This window comes from Streptantibioticus silvisoli (genome assembly GCF_027947535.2).
In the GTDB taxonomy this organism is placed as follows: Bacteria; Actinomycetota; Actinomycetes; order Streptomycetales; family Streptomycetaceae; genus Streptantibioticus_C; species Streptantibioticus_C silvisoli.
This window is the reverse complement of sequence record NZ_JAAGKO020000015.1, coordinates 87,139-108,251: the sequence shown is the minus strand read 5'-3', so window position 1 is coordinate 108,251 and position 21,113 is coordinate 87,139. Positions and strand designations below refer to the sequence as shown.

Below are 21,113 nucleotides of genomic sequence, written 5' to 3'. Positions count from 1 at the left end.
GCCGAACCTACTGCTTTTCTTTCGACCCTATGTGATCATGCCCCACCTGAGCCAACCAGGGTCACCGATACGGAACTCCGAGTCAACTCCCTGATGACGCGGGGGCGCTGGGGGCGCTGACGTCGTAGTGCGCGGCCCCGGCGTCCGCGGTGAGCAGCGCGGTGAGCGCGACCGCCTTGCGGCGGCCGTCCTGCGGACTGCCCCACAGCACGCTGCGGCCCCGGGTGAGTTCCAGGGTGATTCCGTCGAACGAGCCGACCTCGATGAATTTTGTCTGGCTATGTACCGATTCGGGAAGATCGGCGGCCACTTGCACCGCCGAGTGCAACAGGACCGCGGTGCTGAAATAGGCCGCATCGGAAGAGCCGGAGCGGGCGGCGCCGGTCAATTCCACCAGCGGAACTCCGCGCGGCGCCGTCGGATCAGTGGCATAACGCACACCGTCCGCGTCCACTTCGACGAACTTTCCGCCCTTTTTCAGCAGCGCTTTCGGTTCGCGTTCGGTCACCTCCAGCGCGATCGCGTCCGGCCACGACCGCTGGACGCGCACCGACGCGATCCGCGGCAGCGTCGCGCGCAGCCGGGCCGCCACCGCGCCGGGGTCCACCGACGCCAGCGCCTCACCGGCCGGCACCCCGGCGGCGGCGCGCACCGCCGCCGGGGTCAGCACCCGGGTGCCGGTGACGCGCACGTGCCGCACCCGCAGCCACGGTGAGCCGTACAGCACGTACAGCACGCCGCCGGCCAGCAGCGCGACGGCCGCCAGCAGGGCGAGCGCGCCGCGCCGGGTGAGCCGGCGGCGGGGCCGCGCGGGCGGCACCGGGCGCCGCTGGGCCGGCGGCATCCGGTCACTGCGCTGAGGGATCGTCGGTCCGGCCACCTGGCCCGCCTCCTGTTTCGCTCCGGTCCCCCGCCGCTATCCTGCCCGGCCGGCAGCGACCGCCTCGTGCACCATGCCGACGAGCAGGTCGTCGGCGTCCCGGCGGCCGAACTCGGCGGCGGCGTGCGACATCTCGTACAGCCGGTGCGGATCGGTCAGCACCGGCATGACGTTGCGCAGGATCCACTCCCCGGTCAGCTCGGCGTCGTCGACCAGCAGGCCGCCGCCCGCCTTGACCAGCGGCTGGGCGTTGAGCCGCTGTTCGCCGTTGCCGATGGGCAGCGGTACGTAGGCGGCCGGCAGCCCGACCGCGGACAGTTCGGCGACCGTCATCGCGCCGGCCCGGCACAGCATCATGTCGGCGGCGGCGTAGGCCAGGTCCATCCGGTCCACGTAGGGCACCGGGACGTACGGCGGCATGCCGGGCATGTGGCCGATCTGCGGGATCTCGTTCTTCGGGCCGACCGCGTGCAGGATCTGCACGCCGGACTGCTGGAGGCGCGGCGCGATGGCGGCGACGACCTCGTTCAGCCGCCGGGCGCCCTGCGAGCCGCCGGAGACCAGCAGCGTCGGCAGGTTCTGGTCCAGGCCGAACGCGGCGCGGGCCTGCGGGCGGGCGGCGGCGCGGTCCAGGGTGGCGATGGTGCGGCGCAGCGGGATGCCGATGTAGCGGGCGTCGCGCAGCTTGCTGTCGGGGGTGCTGACCGCGACGCCGTGGGCGTAGCGCGAGCCGATCTTGTTGGCCAGGCCGGGGCGGGCGTTGGCCTCGTGGACCACGATGGGCACCCCGAGCCGCTTGGCGGCCAGGTAGCCCGGCAGCGCCACGTAGCCGCCGAAGCCGACCACGCAGGAGGCCTTGGTGCGCTCCAGGATCTGCTCGGCGGCCTTGATGGTGCCGCGCAGCCGGCCGGGGACGGTGATGAGTTCGGTGGTGGGCCGGCGCGGCAGCGGCACGGCCGGGATGAGGGCGAGTTCGTAGCCGCGTTCGGGCACCAGCCGGGTCTCCAGGCCGCGTTCGGTACCGAGCGCCGTGATCCCCACGGTCGGGTCCTGCCTGCGCAGGGCGTCCGCGAGGGCGAGCGCGGGCTCGATATGACCGGCGGTCCCACCGCCGGCGAGAACGACATGCACCGAAATTCACCGCTTCCTGGACGGCCGCCCGAGGGGCAGCCGTCGCATGCTCCGATTCATTGCCCTTGTCACAGGACCGGCCCCCCGCGCGGCCAGCGCCGCCCGGGCGGCGGGTTCACTCCTGGCGAAGGAGATCAGCAGCCCGATGGCGAACATGGCGGGCAGCAGGGCCGAGCCCCCGTAGGAGAACAGCGGGAGCGGGACTCCGGCGATCGGCAGCAGGCCGAGCACCGAACCGATGTTGACCACGGCCTGCGCCATGATCCAGGTGGTCACGCTTCCCGCGGCGAATCTCACGAAGGGGTCTTCCGTGCGTCCGGCCACGCGGATACCCGCATAGCCTAGAGCCGCGAACAGGCCCAGCACCGACAGCGTCCCGGCCAGGCCGAGTTCCTCGCCGGTGACGGCGAAGATGAAGTCGGTGTGCGGCTCCGGCAGTTGGCCCCACTTTTCCACACTGGCGCCCAGCCCGGAGCCGAACACCCCGCCGGAGGCGAGCGCGTACAGGCCGTGGACGGCCTGCCAGCACTGGTCGCCCTTGCCGGGTTCGGTGGCCAGGATGCAGGCGAACCGCGAGACGCGGTGGGCGCTGGTCTTGATCAGCAGCAGGCCGACCGCGCCGGCCACCCCGAGCACGCCGACGAACAGCCGGGTGGGGGCGCCGGCCAGCCACAGCAGGCCGAAGAGCATGGCGGCCAGCACGATCGCGGTGCCCATGTCGCCGCCGATCAGCACCAGGCCGAGGATGAGCAGCATGACGGGCACCAGCGGCACCAGCAGCTGCTTCCACTGCAGCAGCAGCTTCTTGTCGTACTTGCGGGCCAGCAGGTCCGAACCCCACAGCATCAGCGCCAGCTTGGCGAACTCGCTGGGCTGGATCTGGAACGGGCCGCCGACGGAGATCCAGTTCTGGTTGCCGTGCACCCGCATGCCGATGCCGGGGACCTGGACGAGCATCAGCAGGAAGACGGTGGCCAGCAGCAGCGGCCGGGCGAACCGGCGGTGGCCGGCGACCGGCAGCCGGGTGGCGACCACCAGCAGCACGGTGCCTATGACGGCGGCCAGCAGCTGCTTGCGGAAGAAGAACGTGCCGGGCAGCCCCATCTGGAGCGCCTCGACCTGGGAGGCGGAGAAGACCATCACCAGGCCGAGCACCAGGATCAGTGAACTGCCGCCGACGATGACGTAGTAGGCGGTCAGCGGGCGGTCCCAGGCGCGTCTGAGGCGGTCGTAGCCGGACCGCAGCCCGCGCAGCGGCCCGCCGCCGCCCGGGGCGCCCCGGGAGCCCCGGGCGGGCGGCGGGACGCCGGGGCGGCGCTGCCGTGTCCTGACCGCTGACCGCTGCTGCGGCGTCATGTTCCCTCCGTGTGCCGGGCGCCGGTCCGGGCCGCGGCGGCGGACCCGGTGCTATCGCGTCTGTGACGGTGACGCTTGGGACGGCAGGGCGCGTACCGCCGCCGCGAAGACGTCGCCGCGCATGCCGTAGTTCGTGAACATGTCCATCGAGGCACAGGCCGGGGCGAGCAGGACGGTGTCGCCCGGCAGGGCGAGTTCCGTCGCGGCGCCGACCGCTGCCGCCATCGCCCCAGTGTCGGTCCGTTCCAGGTCGACGACCGGGACCTCGGGGGCGTGTCGCCGAAGCGCGTCGGCGATCAGCGCCCGGTCCGCGCCGATCAGCACGACCGCCCGCAGCCGGCCGGCCGCCCCGGCCACCAGGTCGTCGAAGTCGGCGCCCTTGGCGAGCCCGCCGGCGATCCACACCACGTGGTCGTAGGCGGCGAGCGAGGCGGCGGTGGCGTGCGGGTTGGTGGCCTTGGAGTCGTCGACGTACCCGATGCCGTCGACGGTGGCGATGTGCGTGATGCGGTGGGCGTCGGGGCGGAAGGCGCGCAGCCCGTCGCGGACCGCCCCGGGCGGCACCCCGTAGGCGCGGGCCAGTGCGGCGGCGGCCAGCGCGTTGGCGATGTTGTGCGGGGCGGGCGGGTCGACGTCGGTGGTCCCGGCCAGCTCCTGTGCGCTGCCGCGGCGGTCGGCGACGAAGGCCCGGTCGATCAGCAGGCCGTCGACGAGGCCGAGTTGGGAGGGGGCCGGCGGGCCGAGGGTGAAGCCGATCGCGCGGCAGCCCTCCTCGACGTCGGCCGCCCGCACCAGGTCCTCGGTGGCCGGGTCGGCGGTGTTGTAGACGCAGGCGACCCGGTTGCCGGTGTAGACGCGGCCCTTGTCGGCGGCGTAGCCGGCCATCGAGCCGTGCCAGTCGAGGTGGTCGGGGGCCAGGTTGAGCACGGCGGCGGAGTGCGGGCGCACGCTGGGCGCCCAGTGCAGCTGGTAGCTGGACAGCTCGACGGCGAGCACGTCGTACGGCTCGCCGGACAGCACCGTCTCCACCAGCGAGACGCCGATGTTGCCGACCGCGGCGGTGCGCAGGCCCGCCGCGGTCAGGATCGCGGCGAGCATGCGCACGGTGGTGGTCTTGCCGTTGGTGCCGGTGACGGCGAGCCAGTCGGCGGCGCCGGGGCCGCGCAGCCGCCAGGCGAGCTCCACGTCCCCCCACACCGGGACGCGGGCCGCCGCGGCGGCGGTGAACAGCGGTGCGGCGGGCTTCCAGCCGGGGGTGGTGACGACGAGGTCGGTGCCCGGCGGCAGCGTCTCGCCGTCCCCCAGCCGCACGGTGACCCCGAGGTTGCTCAGCGCGGCGGCCTCACCGCGCTCGCGCTCGCCGTCGCCGCCGTTGACGACGGTGACGCGGGCGCCGAGCGCGTGCAGCGCCCGGGCGGCCGGGACGCCGCTGACGCCCAGGCCGGCGACGGTGACGTGCTGCCCGGCGAGGTCCTCGGCGGTACTCATGCGCTACCCCTGTGGTTCGTCGCCCGCCGGCTGCCCGGCGGACGTCAGCGGGCGGGCGTCACTTGGCGGCGACGAAGCCCGCGTAGAACAGGCCGAGGCCGACGGCCATGCACATGCCCTGGATGATCCAGAACCGGACGACCACCAGGACCTCGCTCCAGCCCTTGAGTTCGAAGTGGTGCTGGAGCGGTGCCATCCGGAAGACGCGTTTGCCGGTCAGCCGGAACGAGCCGACCTGGATGACGACCGAGAGGGTGATCAGCACGAACAGGCCGCCGAGGATGGCCATCAGCATCTCGGTGCGCGAGCAGATCGCCAGCCCGGCCAGCGCGCCGCCCAGCGCGAGCGATCCGGTGTCGCCCATGAAGATCTTGGCCGGCGAGGTGTTCCACCACAGGAAGCCGAAGCAGGCGCCCATCAGCGCGGCGGCCACCACCGCCAGGTCGAGCGGGTCGCGCACCTCGTAGCAACCGGGCCCGGCGGTGAGCGCGTTGGCGCACGACTGGCCGTACTGCCAGACCCCGATGACGGTGTAGGCGGCGAAGACCATGACGGAGGCGCCGGTGGCCAGCCCGTCGAGGCCGTCGGTGAGGTTCACGCCGTTGGACATCGCCAGGATCATGAACAGCGCCCAGATCACGAAGATGACCGGGCCGATCGACCAGCCGAAGTCCTGGGTGAACGACAGCTTGGTGGACGCCGGGGTGGCGCCGCGCTGGTCGGGGAAGTTCAGCGCCAGGATGGCGAACGCGATGCCGACGATGAGCTGGCCGGCCATCTTGGCCTTGGCCCGCAGGCCCAGGCTGCGCTGCTTGACGATCTTGATGTAGTCGTCGAGGAAGCCGACCAGGCCCATGCCGGTGAACAGGAAGAGCACCAGCAGGCCGGAGACCGTCGGGCGCTCGCCGACGATCAGCTTGGTGGCGCCGTACGCGATCAAGGTGGCCAGGATGAAGGCGATACCGCCCATCGTCGGCGTACCGCGCTTGCTGTGGTGGCCGCGCGGGCCGTCGTCCCGGATGAACTGGCCGTAGCCCTTGCGGGCCAGCAGCTTGATCAGGATGGGGGTACCGATGAGCGACAGGAACAGGCCGAACACACCGGAGATGAGGATCTGCTTCATCAGGCAGTGGCCTCGCCCTGGTCGCCGTCCACGCCGTCCAGCAGCGCCTGGGCCACGCGCTCCAGGCCGACCGATCGCGATGCCTTCACCAACACGACGTCTCCCGGGCGCAGTTGGCCACGCAACAGGTCGATCGCCGTCTCCGCGTCGGACACATGCACCGACTCCTCACCCCACGAACCCTCGTTCTTGGCGCCCATGTCCAGCCAGGCGGCCGCCTGGCCGCCCACGGTCACGAGCTTGCTGACGTTGAGCCGGACGGCGAGCCGTCCCACCGCGTCGTGTTCGGCGAGGGACTCCCCGCCGAGTTCGGCCATCTCGCCCAGCACGGCCCAGGTACGGCCACCGGGGCCGGCCATGGCGACCAGTGCGCGCAGCGCGGCCCGCATGGAGTCGGGATTCGCGTTGTAGGCGTCGTTGACGACCGTCACACCGTCCGGCCGCTCGACGACCTCCATCCGCCAGTGGGAAAGGGTGCCGGCCGACGAGAGCGCGGAGGCGATCTCCTCGACGGGCATGCCCAGTTCACCGGCGACGGCGGCCGCGGCCAGCGCGTTCGACACGTGGTGCTCACCGTACAGGCGCAAGGTCACCGGGGCGCACCCGGAGGGGGTTCGCAGGGTGAAGCCGGGCCGTCCGCGGGAGTCGAGCCGGACGTCCTCGGCGCGTACGTCGGCGTCGGCGGCCTCGCCGAACAGCACGACGCGCGCCGTGGTGCGCGAGGCCATCGCGCGCACCAGCGGGTCGTCGGCGTTGAGCACCGCGACGCCGTCGGCGGGCAGCGCCTCGACCAGTTCGCCCTTGGCCAGCGCGATCTTGTCGCGGCCGCCGAACTCGCCGATGTGCGCGGTGCCGACGTTGAGCACCAGGCCGACGCGCGGCGGGGTCAAGGTGGTCAGGTAGCGGATGTGGCCGACGCCGCGGGCGCCCATCTCCAGCACCAGGTGCCGGGTGTCCTGCTCGGCGCGCAGCGCGGTCAGCGGCAGGCCGATCTCGTTGTTGAGGTTGCCGTGCGGCCACACGGTGGGCGCGTGCCGCCGCAGCAGCTGGGCGATGAGGTCCTTGGTGCTGGTCTTGCCGGAGGAGCCGGTGAGGGCGACCACGTCGACGCCGAGCCGGTCGATGACGTGGGTGGCCAGGGCCCCCAGCGCGCGCTGGACGTCGTCGACCACGATGGCGGGCAGCCCGAGCGGGCGGGTGGCGAGCACCGCCACCGCGCCTTCGGCGACCGCCTTGGCGGCGTAGTCGTGGCCGTCGACCCGGTCGCCGCGGAAGGCGGCGAACAGGCTGCCCGGTCCGGCCTCACGGGAGTCGATCACCACCGGGCCGGTGACCGGGACCGTCGGGTCGGGTATGTCGTGCGTGCTCCCGCCGACCGCCTGAGCGACCTCGGCGAGGGTGAGTGCGATCACTGCTGGTCGGTGTCCTTCGTTCGCTCTGACGGACGGTCGGCGGTACGGGTGCGGGAGCGCTCGATGGCGGCGCGCAGCACCTCGCGGTCGTCGAAGGGGCGGATCACGCCGGCGATGTCCTGGCCCTGCTCGTGGCCCTTGCCGGCCACCACGACGGTGTCGCCGGGGCGGGCGGCGGCGGCCGCGGAGGCGATGGCGATGGCCCGGTCCGGCTCGACGGTGACGTGTCCGCGTTCGTGGGCGGGGACCTCGGCGGCGCCGGCCAGCATGGCGGACAGGATCGCCAGCGGGTCCTCCGAGCGGGGGTTGTCGGAGGTGAGGAAGGCGCTGTCGGCCAGCCGGGCGCAGGCGGCGCCCATCGCGGCGCGCTTGCCGCGGTCCCGGTCGCCGCCGCAGCCCAGCACGATGTGGATGCGGCCCTCGGTGACCTTGCGCAGCGCCCGCAGGACGGACTCGACGGCGTCGGTCTTGTGGGCGTAGTCGACCAGCGCCAGGTAGTCCTGTCCGGCGTCGATCCGCTCCAGGCGGCCGGGGACGCCGGGGACCGCGGCGACGCCGTCGGCGGCGGTGCGCGGGTCGAGGCCGGCGGTGACCAGCGCGGTGATGGCGGCCAGCGTGTTGGCGACGTTGAACGGGCCGGGCAGCGGGGCGGCGGCCGGGACGCGTTCGCCGCTGGGGCCGATCGCGGTGAAGGTGCTGCCCAGCGGGCCGACCTCGACGTCCTCGGCGCGCCAGTCGGCGTCCGGGTGGCCCTCGGCGCTGTAGGTGGTCACCGGCACGCCCGCCTCCTTGACCAGGCGGCGGCCGTACTCGTCGTCGAGGTTGACGACGCCGACCCGGTTGCGCTCCGGGGTGAACAGCTGCGCCTTGGCCTGGAAGTAGTCCTCCATGTCCCGGTGGAAGTCCATGTGCTCCGGGCTGAGGTTGGTGAAGACGGCGATGTCGAAGACCGCGCCGTCGACCCGGCCGAGCACCAGGGCGTGGCTGGAGACCTCCATGACGACCGCGCGGGTGCCGCGTTCGCGCATGGTGGCGAACAGCGCCTGCAGGTCGGTGGCCTCCGGGGTGGTGCGTTCGCTCTTGACCCGGTCGTGGCCGATGCGCGACTCCACGGTGCCGATCAGCCCGGTGGCCTCGCCGTACGCCGCGCGCAGCCCGCCTTCGACCAGGTAGGCGGTGGTGGTCTTGCCGGAGGTGCCGGTGATGCCGATCTGGAGCAGGTCGTCGCCGGGGGTGCCGTAGATGCCGGCCGCCAGCTCCCCCATCCGGGCCCGCGGTTCACCGGCCAGCAGCACCGGCAGGCCGGTGGCGGCGGCCCGGTCGAGGCCGGCCGGGTCGGTCAGCACGGCGACGGCGCCGCGTTCGGCGGCCTGGGCGGCGAAGTCGGCGCCGTGGAAGCGGGCACCGGGCAGGGCGGCGTAGACGTCACCCGGGCGCACCGCGCGGGAGTCGTGGGTGATCCCGGTGGCGGGTGATCCGCCGGCCGGGGCCGCGACCCCGAGCGCCGCGGCCAGTTCCGCGAGGGGGGTGGGGCGGACCTGGTCCGGCCGTGGCAGGCCCGGGGCGGCCGAACCCTGAGACGTTGAGGGCTGATCAGCGAGTGGCACGGCGGTGAGGTTACCGGGCGGGCCGGGCTCGGGGCGAAAAGGCCCCGGGCGGGCACTGTGGTGTTTGGTTCCCGAATCGTCGGATGGTGTGATCGTTGTCACGGTGGCCTCCTACCTCGCGGGCTTCCCGGACCGGGCCGGAGTCCCCGGATCGAAGGTGACCGGCACTTGGGGCGCCTGCGCTCCGGAGGGCGGGACCTGAAGGGTCTTCAGTGCGAACTCCATCACCTGTTTGAAGACCGGGCCACAGATGGAGCCGCCGAAGTAGGACCCGACGGTCGGGTTCTGGATCACGCAGGAGACGGTGACCCGGGGGTCGTCGGCGGGCGCGAAGCCCATGAACGACGAGGTGTAGCCGTGGTAGCGGCCGGTGGCCGGGTCCACCCGGTTGGCCGTACCGGTCTTTCCGGCCACCTGGTAGCCGGGGATCTGGGCCATGGTGCCGGTGCCCATCTCGCTGCCGACGACCGATTCGAGCATCTGGGTGACGGACTTGGCGGTCGCGGCGGTCACCACCCGGGTGCGCCGCGGGGCGGACGCCGGGGTGAAGCGGCCGTCCGGGCCGGTGGTGCCCCGCACCAGGCTCGGCGTCACCCGCACACCGCCGTTGGCGATGGTGGAGTAGATCGAGGTGGCCTGCATGGCGTTGACCGACAGGCCCTGGCCGAACGGGATGGTGTACTGCTGCGAGGTCGACCAGTCCTGCGGTGCGGCCAGGATGCCCGGGGTCTCGCCGGGGAAGTCCAGGCCGGTCGGGTCGCCGATGCCGAACTTCTTCAGGTACGAGTACAGCACCCGGTCCGCCTGCGCCTGGGTGCTGCCGAGCTGGCCGGTGGCCATGATCGTGCCCATGTTGCTGGACTCCGCCAGCACCCCGGCCAGCGTGAGGTCCTCGGTGCCGTGGTCGGTGTCGTCGTGGAAGACCCGGTCGCCGCGCTGGAGGGTCGGCGGGACCACGACGTGGGTCAGCGGGGTGGCGACGCCCTGGTTGATGACGGCCGACATCGACATCAGCTTGCTGACGCTGCCCGGCTCGTAGGCGTCCTGCAACGCCGGGTTGCCCAGCGCGGCGGGGTTGGCGTCCGCCAGGTCGTTGGGGTCAAAACCGGGCGCGTCGGCCATCGCCAGCACCTGGCCGCTGCGCACGTCCTGCACGACGACGTAGCCGCGGTCGGCCTTGGACTTCTTCACCTGGTCGGTGATGGCGTTCTGCGCGGCCCACTGGATGTCGCGGTCCAAGGTCAGTTCGACGTCGGTGCCCGGCACCGCCGCCTGCTCCTGGATGCCGGCCTGCGGGATCATCTGGCCGCCGGACTGGGCGTAGGTCATCGTGCCGGGGCGGCCGGTCAGCTCCTTGTCGAACTCCGCCTCCAGGCCGCCGGCGCCGCGCTGGGCGGCGTTGACGAAGCCCAGCACGCCGGCCGCGAGGGTGCCGTTGGGGTAGACCCGCTTGCTGGTCGGTTCGGCCAGCACCCCGTTGAGCAGGCCGGGCAGGCCGTGTTCGGACGCCTGGCCGGCCAGTTTGTTCTGCAGGGCCTTGACCTGGTTCCACACCTGCGGGCTGCGGCCGCGCGCCAGCAGCACGTAGCGGGACCTGGGGGTGGCCAGCTGGGCGGCGATGGTCTTCGCGTCGCCGCCCAGCAGCGGCGCCAGCAGCTTGGCCGCCTTCTGCGGTGCGCCGGAGACCTTGGCCTGGCCGGGGGTGAACAGGTACGGGTCGGCGGTGATGTCGTAGGCGTCGACGGTGGTGGCCAGCGGCACGCCGTCGCGGTCGGTGATGTCGCCGCGCTGGGCGGCGATCTGCACCGGCTGGTAGCGGTTGACGTCGGCCTTGGCGTCCAGCGTGGTGGCGTCGACGATCTGGACCTGGACGAGCCGGATGACGAACGCCGCCATCACCAGCGTCAGCAGCACGCTCAGCAGCCGCAGCCGCGGCTTGGGGCGCCCCAAGCGCAGCGCCGCGCCGGCCGGCGGCCCGTGGGGCGGCCGGACCGGGCCGCGGCCGCCGCCGGCCCGCGGCGGGCCGCGGGGGCCCACGGCCGGGCGGACCGGGCGGGTGGGACGGGGCAACTGGCCGGGCCGCGGCCGTTTCTGCTCGGTCACGCGCTCACCTTCCGGTGGTCGGGGAGGCGCCCGCGCCGCTGGTCCGCGCCTGCGTGGACGGGTCGATGGTGGGCAGCGCGGTGGAGCCCGGCGCCAGCGAGGGCGCCGGGGCGGCGGCCGGCGGGGGCGGCGGCGGGGCGGGGGCCTCGCCGGGCACGCCGCGCACGGTGCCGTTCGGCCGCAGGAACGCCGGGTTGCCGCCGGGGACCATGCCGAGCCGGTGGGCCTTCGAGGCCAGCTCACCGGGGGCGGAGTCGCGGTCCACGTCCTGCTGGAGCGCCTGTTCCTCGTCGGTGTACTGCTGGGTCTGCTTCTTGTACTTCGACAGCTGGAACGCGCCCTGGTTGACGGAGGCGTTCAGCAGCAGCAGCGAGATCAGGCCGGTGGCCAGCAGGGCGACCACCAGCAGCACGAACGGTGCCCGGGCGGCGCGGCGGTCCCGGCCGCCGGACAGCATCCGGGTCAAGGTGGGCCGGGGCCGCGCCGCCGGGGTCACCGCCGGTTCCCCGCGGTGACGTCCTCGCGCAGCCGTTCGGCACCGCGCAGCCGGGCCGGCGCCGCCCGGCGGTTCTCGGCGATCTCCTGCTCCCCGGGCAGTTCGGCGCCGCGGGTCAGCAGCTTCAGCCGGGGCTGGTAGCGCTCCGGGACCACCGGCAGGCCGGGCGGCGCGGTGGTGGCGGCGCCGGCCGCGAGCACCTGCTTGACCACCCGGTCCTCCAGCGACTGGTACGACAGCACGGCGATGCGGCCGCCGACCGGCAGCGCGGCGACCGCGGCGGGGATGGCCCGCTCCAGCACGGCCAGTTCGCGGTTGACCTCGATGCGCAGCGCCTGGAAGGTGCGCTTGGAGGGGTTGCCGCCGGTGCGCTTGGCGGCCTGCGGCAGCGCGGCGCGGATCAGCTCCACCAGCCGGGCGCTGTTGGTGAACGGTTCCTTCTCGCGTTCGCGGACCACCGAGTCGACGATCTTGCGGGCGAACTTCTCCTCGCCGTAGGAGCGCAGGATGCGCACCAGCTCACCGGGCGGGTAGGTGTTGAGGACCTCGGCGGCGGAGATGCCGGTGCCCTGGTTCATCCGCATGTCCAGCGGCGCGTCCCGGGCGTAGGCGAAGCCGCGGTCGGCCTCGTCGAGCTGCATGGAGGAGACCCCGAGGTCGAACAGGATGCCGTCGGCCCTGGGGATGCCCAGCCCGTCGAGGACGTCGGGCAGTTCGTCGTAGACGGCGTGCACCAAGGTGGCCCGGTCCCCGAACGGCGCCAGCCGCTCGCCGGCCAGCCGCAGCGCGGCCGGGTCGCGGTCGACGCCGACCAGCCGGGCGGCCGGGAAGGTGGTGAGCAGCGCCTCGCTGTGGCCGCCGAGGCCGAGGGTGGCGTCCACCACGACCGCGCCGGGGGCGGCCAGGGCGGGGGCGAGCAGGTCGAGACAGCGCCGGAGCATCACCGGCACGTGCAGCGCGGGCACGGTCACCGCCCCTTTCCGGCGTGGCCGGTGTGCGGCGCGGGCCGCGGGGACGGTGTGTGGCTGGTGGTGCTCATGTCGCCCTCTGGTCGGACTGGGCCGCCCGGCGCGGGGTCGCGCCGGGCCTGGGGTGCGGGTCGTCGGCCCGGCCGCGGTGTCCCGGGGTGCGGGGCGTCGCGGGCGCCGCGCGGTCCGCGCGGCGGGCCCGGGCCGGACGTGGCGCCGGGTCCCCGCCCGCTCGCAGGGAAGTGGCCGGCTGGCGCCGGGGAAGTAGCACCAGCAGACCGTGGAGCGGGAGGAGGCCCGGTGGCACGTACGGGTGTGCGCGGGCGGGCGGCGGTCCGGGCGGACCGGGGCGCCGGGGTCACAGTATTCCGGGCAGCACCTCCTGGGACAGCGCCGAGAAGCTGTCCTCCTGCCCGGCCAGGTAACTCTCCCAGGCGGCCGCGTCCCAGATCTCCACCCGGCTGTTGGCGCCGATGACCGCGCAGTCGCGGACCAGGCCCGCGTAGTCGCGCAGCGCCTGCGGAACGGTGATGCGGCCCTGCTTGTCCGGGACCTCGTCGCTGGCGCCGGCGAACAGCACCCGCATGTAGTCCCGGGCGTTCTTGGAGGTCACCGGCGCGCGGCGCAGCTGCTCGGTCACCGACCGGAACTCCGTCAGCGGCCAGACGCACAGGCAGCGTTCGTGGCCCCGGGTGACGACCACGCCGTCGGCGAGCTGGTCGCGGAACTTCGCCGGCAGCACCAGGCGGCTCTTGTCGTCCAGCCGGGGCGCGTAGGTCCCGAGGAACATCCGCACCTCCCGCTCGCTCGTCCCGCCGCCTGCGCCCTCCCACTTCGCGCCACTTTACTCCACCGCCTCCCACCGTCAACCGCCGACCGGACCGCCATCCGGGCGGTGTTCGGCGAGAAACCGCAGGCCAGGGGGGTGGTTCGGGGGACGGCCGCGGAGTGCGGGGCACGGCGGCGGCGGAGCGCGGGCGGCCGACCGCGCTCCGGGGCGCGCGGCGCGGGGCGGCCGATCGCCGCCGCACGGCGCGAAGTTCACCCGTACGGCTGAGCGCGCGCCCCGTGTGGGCTACCTCACCGCGGCACCGAATTGACGGATTCGCCCCCGGCCGGAACGCGACGGAAAGCGGTCGGCCGTCTACCGTCAAGGACATGCCGAGTCCCGAGTCAGTTCCCTCCCGACCCAACGCCGGATCGATAACCGATCGTCTGGTCGCGGCCAACGAGCGCTACGCGAGCGCGTTCACCGATCCCGGCATGGACGCGCGGCCGGTGCTGAAGGTCGCCGTCGTCGCCTGCATGGACGCCCGCATCGACCTGCACGCCGCGCTCGGCCTGCACCTGGGCGACTGCCACACCATCCGCAACGCCGGCGGTGTGGTCACCGACGACACCATCCGCTCCCTCACCATCAGCCAGCGGGCGCTGGGCACCGAGTCGGTGGTGCTGATCCACCACACCGGCTGCGGTCTTCAGTCGCTCACCGAGGACTTCCGCACCGACCTGGAACGCGAGGTGGGACAACGGCCGACCTGGGCGGTGGAGTCGTTCACCGACGCGGAGCAGGACGTGCGGCAGTCGATCAACCGGGTCCGCACCTCGCCGTTCCTGCCGCACACCGGCGACGTCCGCGGCTTCGTCTTCGACGTGCGCACCGGCCGGCTGCGGGAGATCACCGCCGCGCCGGGCGGGACCAACCGGACTTCCCACCGGGAACCGTGACGCGGAGGCCCGGTAAAGGCCAGAATGCAACGAGCGCGCCGGGCGACCGGCCGCGCCTATCGGGGAGGTCCGGCCGCCCGCAGGGCCGCCGGACCATGGACAAGAGCCTCCGGTGCCCGGCACCGGAGGCTTTCATGGCCTAGGAGGGCCGGGGTGACGACCTACGAATCGCGAGCGGGGCTCGGCGATCTGACCGCGATCGTGGCGCGGGTGCGCGACTCGGTGGAGCGGGTGATCGAGGGCAAGCCCGAGGTCGTACGGCTGGCGCTGACCGTTCTGCTGGCCGAGGGCCACCTGCTGATCGAGGACGTGCCGGGCGTCGGCAAGACGATGCTGTCGAAGGCGCTGGCCCGCTCCATCGACTGCACGGTGCGGCGCATCCAGTTCACGCCCGACCTGCTGCCCTCCGACATCACCGGGGTCAGCGTCTTCGACCAGCAGCGCAACGAGTTCGAGTTCAAGCCCGGCGCGGTCTTCGCGCAGATCGTGGTCGGCGACGAGATCAACCGCGCCTCGCCCAAGACCCAGTCGGCGCTGCTGGAGTCGATGGAGGAGCGCCAGGTCACCGTCGACGGCAACACCTACCCGCTGCCCGGCCCCTTCATGGTCATCGCCACCCAGAACCCGGTGGAGATGGAGGGCACCTACCCGCTGCCGGAGGCGCAGCGCGACCGGTTCATGGCCCGGGTCGCGATCGGCTACCCCAGCCCGGACGCCGAACTGCGGATGCTCCAGGCGCACGGCGGCGTCAGCCCGCTGGACGACCTGCGGCCGGTGGCGCACGCCCACGAGATCGTCAAGCTGATCGAGGCGGTGCGCACCGTGCACGTGGCGCCGCCGGTGCTGCGGTACGCGGTGGAGCTGGTCAACGCCACCCGCGACCACCCCGAGCTGCGGCTGGGCGCCTCGCCGCGCGCCACGCTGCACCTGGTGCGGGCGGCCCGGGCGGCGGCCGCGCTGGACGGCCGGGACTTCGCCCGCCCCGACGACCTTCAGGAGCTGGCGTCGGCCGTGCTGTCGCACCGGCTGCTGCCCAGCGCGCAGGCGTACACCAACCGCCGCACCGCCGAGGAGACGGTCGCCGACATCGTGGCCCGCACCCCGGTGCCGCAGGCGCACAGCCCGTGGGACCAGGCGGTCCGGTGACGCGGCCGGGCGACCCGGCCGGCGCGGGAGGGTCCGCGGCCCGGGGCCGCGGGGCCGGACCGCCCGACGGCGCGGGGCCGCCGGCCGGCGGCGGTCTGCGGCAGGCGTTCGGCGGACTGACCACCCGGGGCCGGTCGTTCCTGGCGGCGGGGGCCGCGGCGTGCGTGTGCGCCTACCTGCTGGGCCAGTCCGACCTGCTGCGGGTCGGACTGCTGATGGCGGTGCTGCCGCTGGTGTGCGTGCTGGTGCTGTTCCGCGTCCGCCACCAGGTGACGGGCGGCCGGTCGCTGGCGCCGTCGCGGGTGGAGGCGATGTCGCAGGCACGGGTGTCGCTGCGGCTGGAGAACGTCTCCCGGCTGCCGACCGGCCTGCTGATGCTCCAGGACCAGGTCCCGTACGTCCTGGGCCCGCGGCCGCGGTTCGTCCTGGACCGGGTGGAGGCCGGCGGCACCCGCGAGGTGTCCTACCGGGTGCGTTCCGACCTGCGGGGGCGCTACGAACTCGGGCCGCTGCAACTGCGGTTGACCGACCCGTTCGGCATGTGCGAGCTGACCCGCTCGTTCGGCGACGCCGACACGCTCACCGTGGTGCCGCGGGTCGACCCGCTGCCGCCGGTGGGCCTGGCGGGCCGGGCGGCGGGGCGCGGGGAGAGCCGCGACCGGTCGCTGGCGCTGTCCGGCGAGGACGACGTCATCCCGCGCGGCTACCGGCACGGTGACGACCTGCGCCGGGTGCACTGGCGGTCCACCGCGCGCTACGGGCAGCTGATGGTGCGCCGCGAGGAGCAGCCGCAGCGGTCGTACTGCACGGTGCTGCTGGACACCCGGCGCGGCGCCTACCCCGGTGCCGGGCCGGACTCGGCGTTCGAATGGGCGGTCTCCGGCGCGGCGTCGGTCGCCGTGCACCTGATGGAACGCGGGCTCGCGGCCCGGCTGCTGACCGACGACGGCGCCGGCGCGCCGGGCCGGGACAGCGGCCCGGACGGCTGGTCCGGCGCGGACCGGCCCGAGGCGACCGGCACGCTGCTGGAGGCGCTGGCGGTGGTGGACCACTCCGGCAACACCGGCTTCACCCGGGCCCGCGAGGCGCTGCGCGACCACCCCGGCGGGCTGCTGGTGGCGTTCGTCGGGGAGGTGGCGGCCGAGGACGCCGAAGTGCTGGCCCGGATGCGGCACCGCACGGCCGGCGCGGTGGCGTTCGTGCTGGACGGGCGGGACGACGGCGCCGACGGCGCCCGGGCCGGGATCGACGTGCTGCGCGGCGCCGGGTGGACCGTGCTGCTGGTCCGGCCGGGCGACGAACTCGCCGACCTGTGGCGGCAGGCCGACCGGGCCCACCGGCAGGCGGCGGACCAGAAGGGATTCGTGTGATGAGCGGTCGGGCCCGGATGGCGTTGTGCGCCACGCTGGCGACCTTGCTGACGTCCCTGTCGCTGCTGCCGCTGGCCGCGCCGATGGGCTGGTTCGGCGAGGCGGTGCTGCTGGTGGTGGCGCAGGCCGCGCTGGGCGCCGCGGTGCGCCGGGCTCCGCTGCCGCGGCCGCTGACCGTGCTGGCGCAGTGCGTGGGCACGCTGCTGCTGCTGACGCTGTTCTTCGCACCGGAGCAGGCGGTGCTGCTCTTCCTGCCGGGACCGCAGGCGGTCGCCCGGCTGGTCCAGCTGGCCTCGCAGGGCGCCAACGACGTCGGGCAGTACGCGATCCCGGCGCCGGTGACGGCCGGCATCCGGCTGCTGCTGGTCGGCGGGGTGCTGCTGGTGGCGCTGGTGGTCGACGTGGTGGCGGTGACGTACACCAGCGCCGCGGTGGCCGGGCTGCCGCTGCTGGCGCTGTTCTCGATCGCCTCCGGGCTGGCCACCGGCGGCGACCGCTGGCTGTGGTTCGTGCTGGCGGCGCTGGGCTACCTGGTGCTGCTCCTGGCGGAGGGCCGCGACCGGCTGTCGCGCTGGGGGCGGGTCTTCAGCGGCACGCCGCGCCGGACCGCGTTCTCGGGCGCGCCGGTCGCCCAGGACGGCGGCGGCGACGGGCCACCGCTGGCGGCGGCCAGGACCGGGCGGCGGATCGCGGTGCTGGTGCTGGGCATCGCGCTGCTGGCCCCGGTCGCGCTGCCCGCGATGGGCGCCGGGCTGCTGGGGCCGGCCGGCGGGGGCGGCCTGGGGCGCGGTGACACGATCACCGCCGTCAACCCGCTGGTGTCGTTGCAGAACAGCCTCAACCAGCCGGACGACCGCGAGGTGCTGTCGTACCGCACGAACGCCGGCGCCGGCGGGGTCTACCTGCGCATAGTGACCCTCGACCAGTTCGACGGCACCGCCTGGCGGGCCTCGCAACGCAAGGTCACCGACCTGCCGACCGCGCTGCCCGCCCCGGCCGGCCTGACCGCCGCGGTGCGCTCCAAGCCGTTCTCCACCTCCGTCGCCGCCGCCCACGGCTACGCGCAGAACTACCTGCCGATGCCGTACCCGGCCACCCGCGTCCAGGTCAACGGCTCGTGGCGGTACGAACCCGAGGGCCGCACGGTGGTCGGCGACAGCGGCCAGACCACGTCCGGCACCACCTACCAGGTGCAGAGCCTCCAGGTCGATCCCACCGCCCGGCAGCTGGCCGACGCCCCCGCGCCGCCCGCGGCGCTGGAGAAGGAGTACACCCGGGTGCCCGCCTCGCTGCCGCCGGTCGTCAAGGCGACGGCCGAGCAGGTCACCCGCGGGGCCCCCGACGCCTACGACCAGGCCGTCAAGCTCCAGAACTGGTTCACCACCACGGGTGGCTTCACCTACGACACGCAGGTCGCCGAGGGCAGCGGCACCGAGGCGATCACCCAGTTCCTGCGCGACAAGCGGGGGTTCTGCGTGCACTTCGCCTTCACCATGGCGGCGATGGCCCGCACCCTGGGCATCCCGGCCCGGGTGGACGTCGGCTTCGTCCCGGGCACCCAGCAGCCCGACGGCTCCTGGACGGTCGGCCTGAAGGACGCGCACGCCTGGCCCGAGCTGTACTTCCAGGGCGTCGGCTGGACCCGGTTCGAGCCGACGCCGAGCCGCGGCAGCGCCCCGGACTACGCGCGCGGCCCGGCCGCCCCCGGCGGCACCGACCAGCCCGCCCCCTCGGCGTCCGCCCCGGCGGCCCCGGCCGACACCGCGTCCGCCGCACCGCACTGCGGTTCGGCGGACCGGCGCACCGGCGGCTGCTCGGCCGGCGGCGACGGTCCCATCGGCGGCCCCACCACGGGCGGCGGCACCGACACCGGCCTGCTGGCTGGCGCGGCCGCCCTCCTCGCCCTGCTGGCCCTGGCCTGCGTGCCGATGCTGTGGCGGGTACGACTGCGCGCGACGCGGCTGTCCGCCGGGGGTGCGGCCTCCGGCGGGGCGGTGGCGTTCGACGGGGGCGTGGCCTCCGGCGGGGGCGTGGCCTCCGGCGGGGGTGCGGTGGCTGGGGGTGCGGTGGGGGCCGGTGGAGGCCCGGCCGACGGTGCGGTGGGCTCCGGCGGGGGCGTGGCCTCCGGCGGGGGTGCGGCCTCCGGCGGGGGTGCGGCCTCCGGCGGGGGTGCGGTGGCTGGGGGTGCGGTGGCTGGGGGTGCGGTGGGGGCCGGTGGAGGCCCGACCGACGGTGCTGTGGGCTCCGGTGGCGTACCGGTCGACGGTGCCGTCGGGGGGGCCGGGGTGGCCGGGGCGGTGTTCGTCGACGGCACGGCGGCCGACGGGGAGCGCACGATGAACGCCTGGCGGGAGCTGGTGGACTCCGCCTGGGACTACGGGCTGCCGCCGGAGGCGTCGCAGACCCCGCGATCGGCGGCGGACCGGCTGGTCGCACGGGCCCGGCTGACGGCGGAACCAGCGGCAGCGGTCCTGCGGGTCCGCGACGCCGTCGAGCAGGCCCTCTACGCCCGGTACCCGCTGCCCGCGCCCGCGGTGGCCGACGACGTGCGGCTGGTCCTGCGCGCCCTGGCCGAGCGGGCGAACGGTCCCGCCCGACTCCGCGCCCTGCTGGCCCCCCGGTCGGCGCTCCGGGTCCTGTGGCGCTGGCAGACCCGCTGGTCGGCGGCCCGCGTCGCCGTGGCGAACGCGCTCACCCCCCTCACCGCCCGCTTCGCCCCCGGCCCTCCGGCGGACCCGGGGGCGTAGGGCATGCGGGGTCCCCCGGGGGAGGCACCGGGGGGACCCCGCGGGGGCACCGGGGTCGGGCGGTAGGTGTCCCGGCGGAGGTGTCTCCCGGGCGGTGTCGGGGCCGGGGGGCGGAGTCCGGTCTCCGGGGGAAGGGCGGACGTCGGAGGCGGAAGTCGGCCTCCGGGGGAAGGGCGGACGTCGGAGGCGGACGTCGGCCTCCGGGGGAAAGGCGGACGTCGGAGGCGGTGCGGGGGTCGGGTCGGCGCCCGGGGCGGTGCCACACGGTGCCGGGGCGGGAGCGGACCGGGGGCCCGGGGTCGGGTCGACGCCCGGGGCGGTGCCACGCGATGCCGGGGCGGGAGAGGACCGGCGGGCCCGGGGTCGGGTCGACGCCCGGGAGCGGGTCGGCGCCCGGGAGCGGGTCGGCGCCCGGGAGCGGGTCGGCGCCCGGGAGCGGGTCGGCGCCCGGGAGCGGGTCGGCGCCCGGGAGCGGGTCGGCGCCCGGGAGCGGTTGGACGCCGGGACGGTGCCGCGCGACACCGGAGGCGCTCCCCCGGCACCGGATGCGCTCCCCCAGCGCCGGAAACGCGTCCCGCACCGGAAGCGTCTCCCACACCCGGCAGCAGCCGGACCGCGGACCGGCCCCCTGCGCCGCGCCGCGCCGCCGGCACCGGCACAGGACCGCGGCGGCCCAACAGGTGGCGGGCCGGAGCCGGGACGACAGGCGAACGGTGGCAGCGGCAGCCGGCGGCAGCGGGACACCGGCGGGAGCACGGCGGCGAGACCCGCGGGAGCACGACGACAAGAAGGGAGCGGTCCCGGGTGGGGACCGCTCCCTTCACGTCGGATGATCGTCTGAACGGATCAGGTGATCGTCCGCCGTCGTGCTGTCGTGTGATCGTTCCGCGGAACCGCGGTCGTCCTCACATGCCCTGCTGCTCGTCGCGACGCCGTTGCCAGCGTTCCTCGATGCGGTCCATGACGCGGCCCTTGCGGCGCTGGTTGTGCCGGCCGAACGGGCCCGGGCCGTGACCGGGCTGTATGGCCTGCGGGCCCATCGGACGCGAACGCCGCCACGCCGTGATCCCGAACGCCGCACTGCCCAGCATGACCAGGAACCCGGCCACGCTGATCCAGATGATCTCCTCGATCACCCCGCCCATCAGGAGCGCGATGCCCACCGCGAAACCCGCTACCGCCTGGTAGACCCGCCGACGAGTGAACGTGCGCAGCCCGCTTCCCTCAAGCGCCGACGCGAATTTGGGATCTTCGGCGTACAGCGCTCGCTCCATCTGCTCGAGCATGCGCTGCTCGTGCTCCGAGAGCGGCACGGAGTCCTCCTACTCGTCGATCGCCGGGGGGCGACCGTTACGACCCTTTCAGGATAGGCAGGGATTCGCCCCCGTGAAACCCGCCCCACTGCGCCAATCAACCCACTGCGCCATCCGCCCGCCGGCCGGGAGCACACGCACGGAGTGACGATGAAGTGCATTCCCCGGCCATCGGTTCATCATGCTGTCGTGGTTTACCCAGATCATACGTTCTGAGGGCGCGAATCGGGCGAGACGCCGGATCG

The 21,113-nt window shown here is 74.5% G+C and carries 16 protein-coding genes; 4 read left to right on the top strand and 12 right to left on the bottom strand.

Features of this window, described 5'->3' with window-relative positions:
- Positions 1–82: 82 nt before the first annotated feature.
- The 11 genes from POF43_RS12850 to mraZ form a co-directional block, all read right to left on the bottom strand.
- Entirely contained in the window at positions 83–880 is a 798-nt protein-coding gene (locus POF43_RS12850; protein ID WP_271312571.1) for a cell division protein FtsQ/DivIB, read from the bottom strand.
- Between the two features lie 36 nt (positions 881–916).
- Complete coding sequence (gene murG / locus POF43_RS12845) at positions 917–2,011, bottom strand: undecaprenyldiphospho-muramoylpentapeptide beta-N-acetylglucosaminyltransferase (RefSeq protein WP_271312572.1); 1,095 nt, start codon at positions 2,009–2,011, stop codon at positions 917–919.
- A 6-nt stretch (positions 2,012–2,017) separates the two neighbouring features.
- Complete coding sequence (gene ftsW / locus POF43_RS12840; RefSeq protein WP_271312573.1) at positions 2,018–3,367, bottom strand: putative lipid II flippase FtsW; 1,350 nt, start codon at positions 3,365–3,367, stop codon at positions 2,018–2,020.
- Between the two features lie 51 nt (positions 3,368–3,418).
- The gene (gene murD / locus POF43_RS12835; RefSeq protein WP_271322161.1) at positions 3,419–4,855 is read right to left on the bottom strand and encodes a UDP-N-acetylmuramoyl-L-alanine--D-glutamate ligase; all 1,437 of its coding nucleotides are present in this window, start codon (positions 4,853–4,855) and stop codon (positions 3,419–3,421) included.
- A 58-nt stretch (positions 4,856–4,913) separates the two neighbouring features.
- Positions 4,914–5,978, bottom strand: a complete 1,065-nt coding sequence (mraY, locus tag POF43_RS12830; protein WP_271312575.1) for a phospho-N-acetylmuramoyl-pentapeptide-transferase — start codon at positions 5,976–5,978, stop codon at positions 4,914–4,916.
- Positions 5,978–7,390, bottom strand: coding sequence for a UDP-N-acetylmuramoyl-tripeptide--D-alanyl-D-alanine ligase (locus tag POF43_RS12825; protein ID WP_271312576.1), 1,413 nt, complete (start codon positions 7,388–7,390; stop codon positions 5,978–5,980). The genes mraY and POF43_RS12825 overlap by 1 nt, the downstream gene beginning before the upstream one ends.
- Positions 7,387–9,099: a UDP-N-acetylmuramoyl-L-alanyl-D-glutamate--2,6-diaminopimelate ligase gene (locus tag POF43_RS12820; RefSeq protein WP_271322162.1), complete on the bottom strand. Its 1,713-nt coding sequence runs from the start codon at positions 9,097–9,099 to the stop codon at positions 7,387–7,389. The genes POF43_RS12825 and POF43_RS12820 overlap by 4 nt, the downstream gene beginning before the upstream one ends.
- Before the next feature lie 9 nt (positions 9,100–9,108).
- Positions 9,109–11,100 (bottom strand): peptidoglycan D,D-transpeptidase FtsI family protein, encoded by a 1,992-nt coding sequence (locus POF43_RS12815; protein ID WP_282704560.1) that lies wholly within the window; start codon positions 11,098–11,100, stop codon positions 9,109–9,111.
- Positions 11,101–11,104: 4 nt separating this feature from the next.
- Positions 11,105–11,596, bottom strand: a complete 492-nt coding sequence (ftsL, locus tag POF43_RS12810) for a cell division protein FtsL (RefSeq protein WP_308217271.1) — start codon at positions 11,594–11,596, stop codon at positions 11,105–11,107.
- Complete coding sequence (rsmH, locus tag POF43_RS12805; protein ID WP_372515984.1) at positions 11,593–12,537, bottom strand: 16S rRNA (cytosine(1402)-N(4))-methyltransferase RsmH; 945 nt, start codon at positions 12,535–12,537, stop codon at positions 11,593–11,595. The genes ftsL and rsmH overlap by 4 nt, the downstream gene beginning before the upstream one ends.
- Positions 12,538–12,922: 385 nt before the next feature.
- Positions 12,923–13,354 (bottom strand): division/cell wall cluster transcriptional repressor MraZ, encoded by a 432-nt coding sequence (gene mraZ, locus POF43_RS12800; protein WP_271316386.1) that lies wholly within the window; start codon positions 13,352–13,354, stop codon positions 12,923–12,925.
- Positions 13,355–13,722: 368 nt separating this feature from the next.
- Between mraZ and POF43_RS12795 the strand changes: the two genes are divergently transcribed.
- From POF43_RS12795 to POF43_RS12780, 4 genes are all read left to right on the top strand, one after another.
- Positions 13,723–14,292, top strand: a complete 570-nt coding sequence (locus POF43_RS12795) for a beta-class carbonic anhydrase (RefSeq protein WP_271324534.1) — start codon at positions 13,723–13,725, stop codon at positions 14,290–14,292.
- A 153-nt stretch (positions 14,293–14,445) separates the two neighbouring features.
- Positions 14,446–15,438: an AAA family ATPase gene (locus POF43_RS12790; protein ID WP_271316388.1), complete on the top strand. Its 993-nt coding sequence runs from the start codon at positions 14,446–14,448 to the stop codon at positions 15,436–15,438.
- Entirely contained in the window at positions 15,435–16,808 is a 1,374-nt protein-coding gene (locus tag POF43_RS12785) for a DUF58 domain-containing protein (RefSeq protein WP_372515978.1), read from the top strand. Before POF43_RS12790 ends, POF43_RS12785 begins: the two co-directional genes overlap by 4 nt.
- Complete coding sequence (locus tag POF43_RS12780) at positions 16,808–19,555, top strand: transglutaminase TgpA family protein (protein WP_282704559.1); 2,748 nt, start codon at positions 16,808–16,810, stop codon at positions 19,553–19,555. Before POF43_RS12785 ends, POF43_RS12780 begins: the two co-directional genes overlap by 1 nt.
- Positions 19,556–20,460: 905 nt before the next feature.
- Here the strand turns inward: POF43_RS12780 and POF43_RS12775 are convergent.
- Positions 20,461–20,868, bottom strand: coding sequence for an SCO2097 family morphological protein (locus tag POF43_RS12775; RefSeq protein ID WP_271318758.1), 408 nt, complete (start codon positions 20,866–20,868; stop codon positions 20,461–20,463).
- Positions 20,869–21,113: the final 245 nt, after the last annotated feature.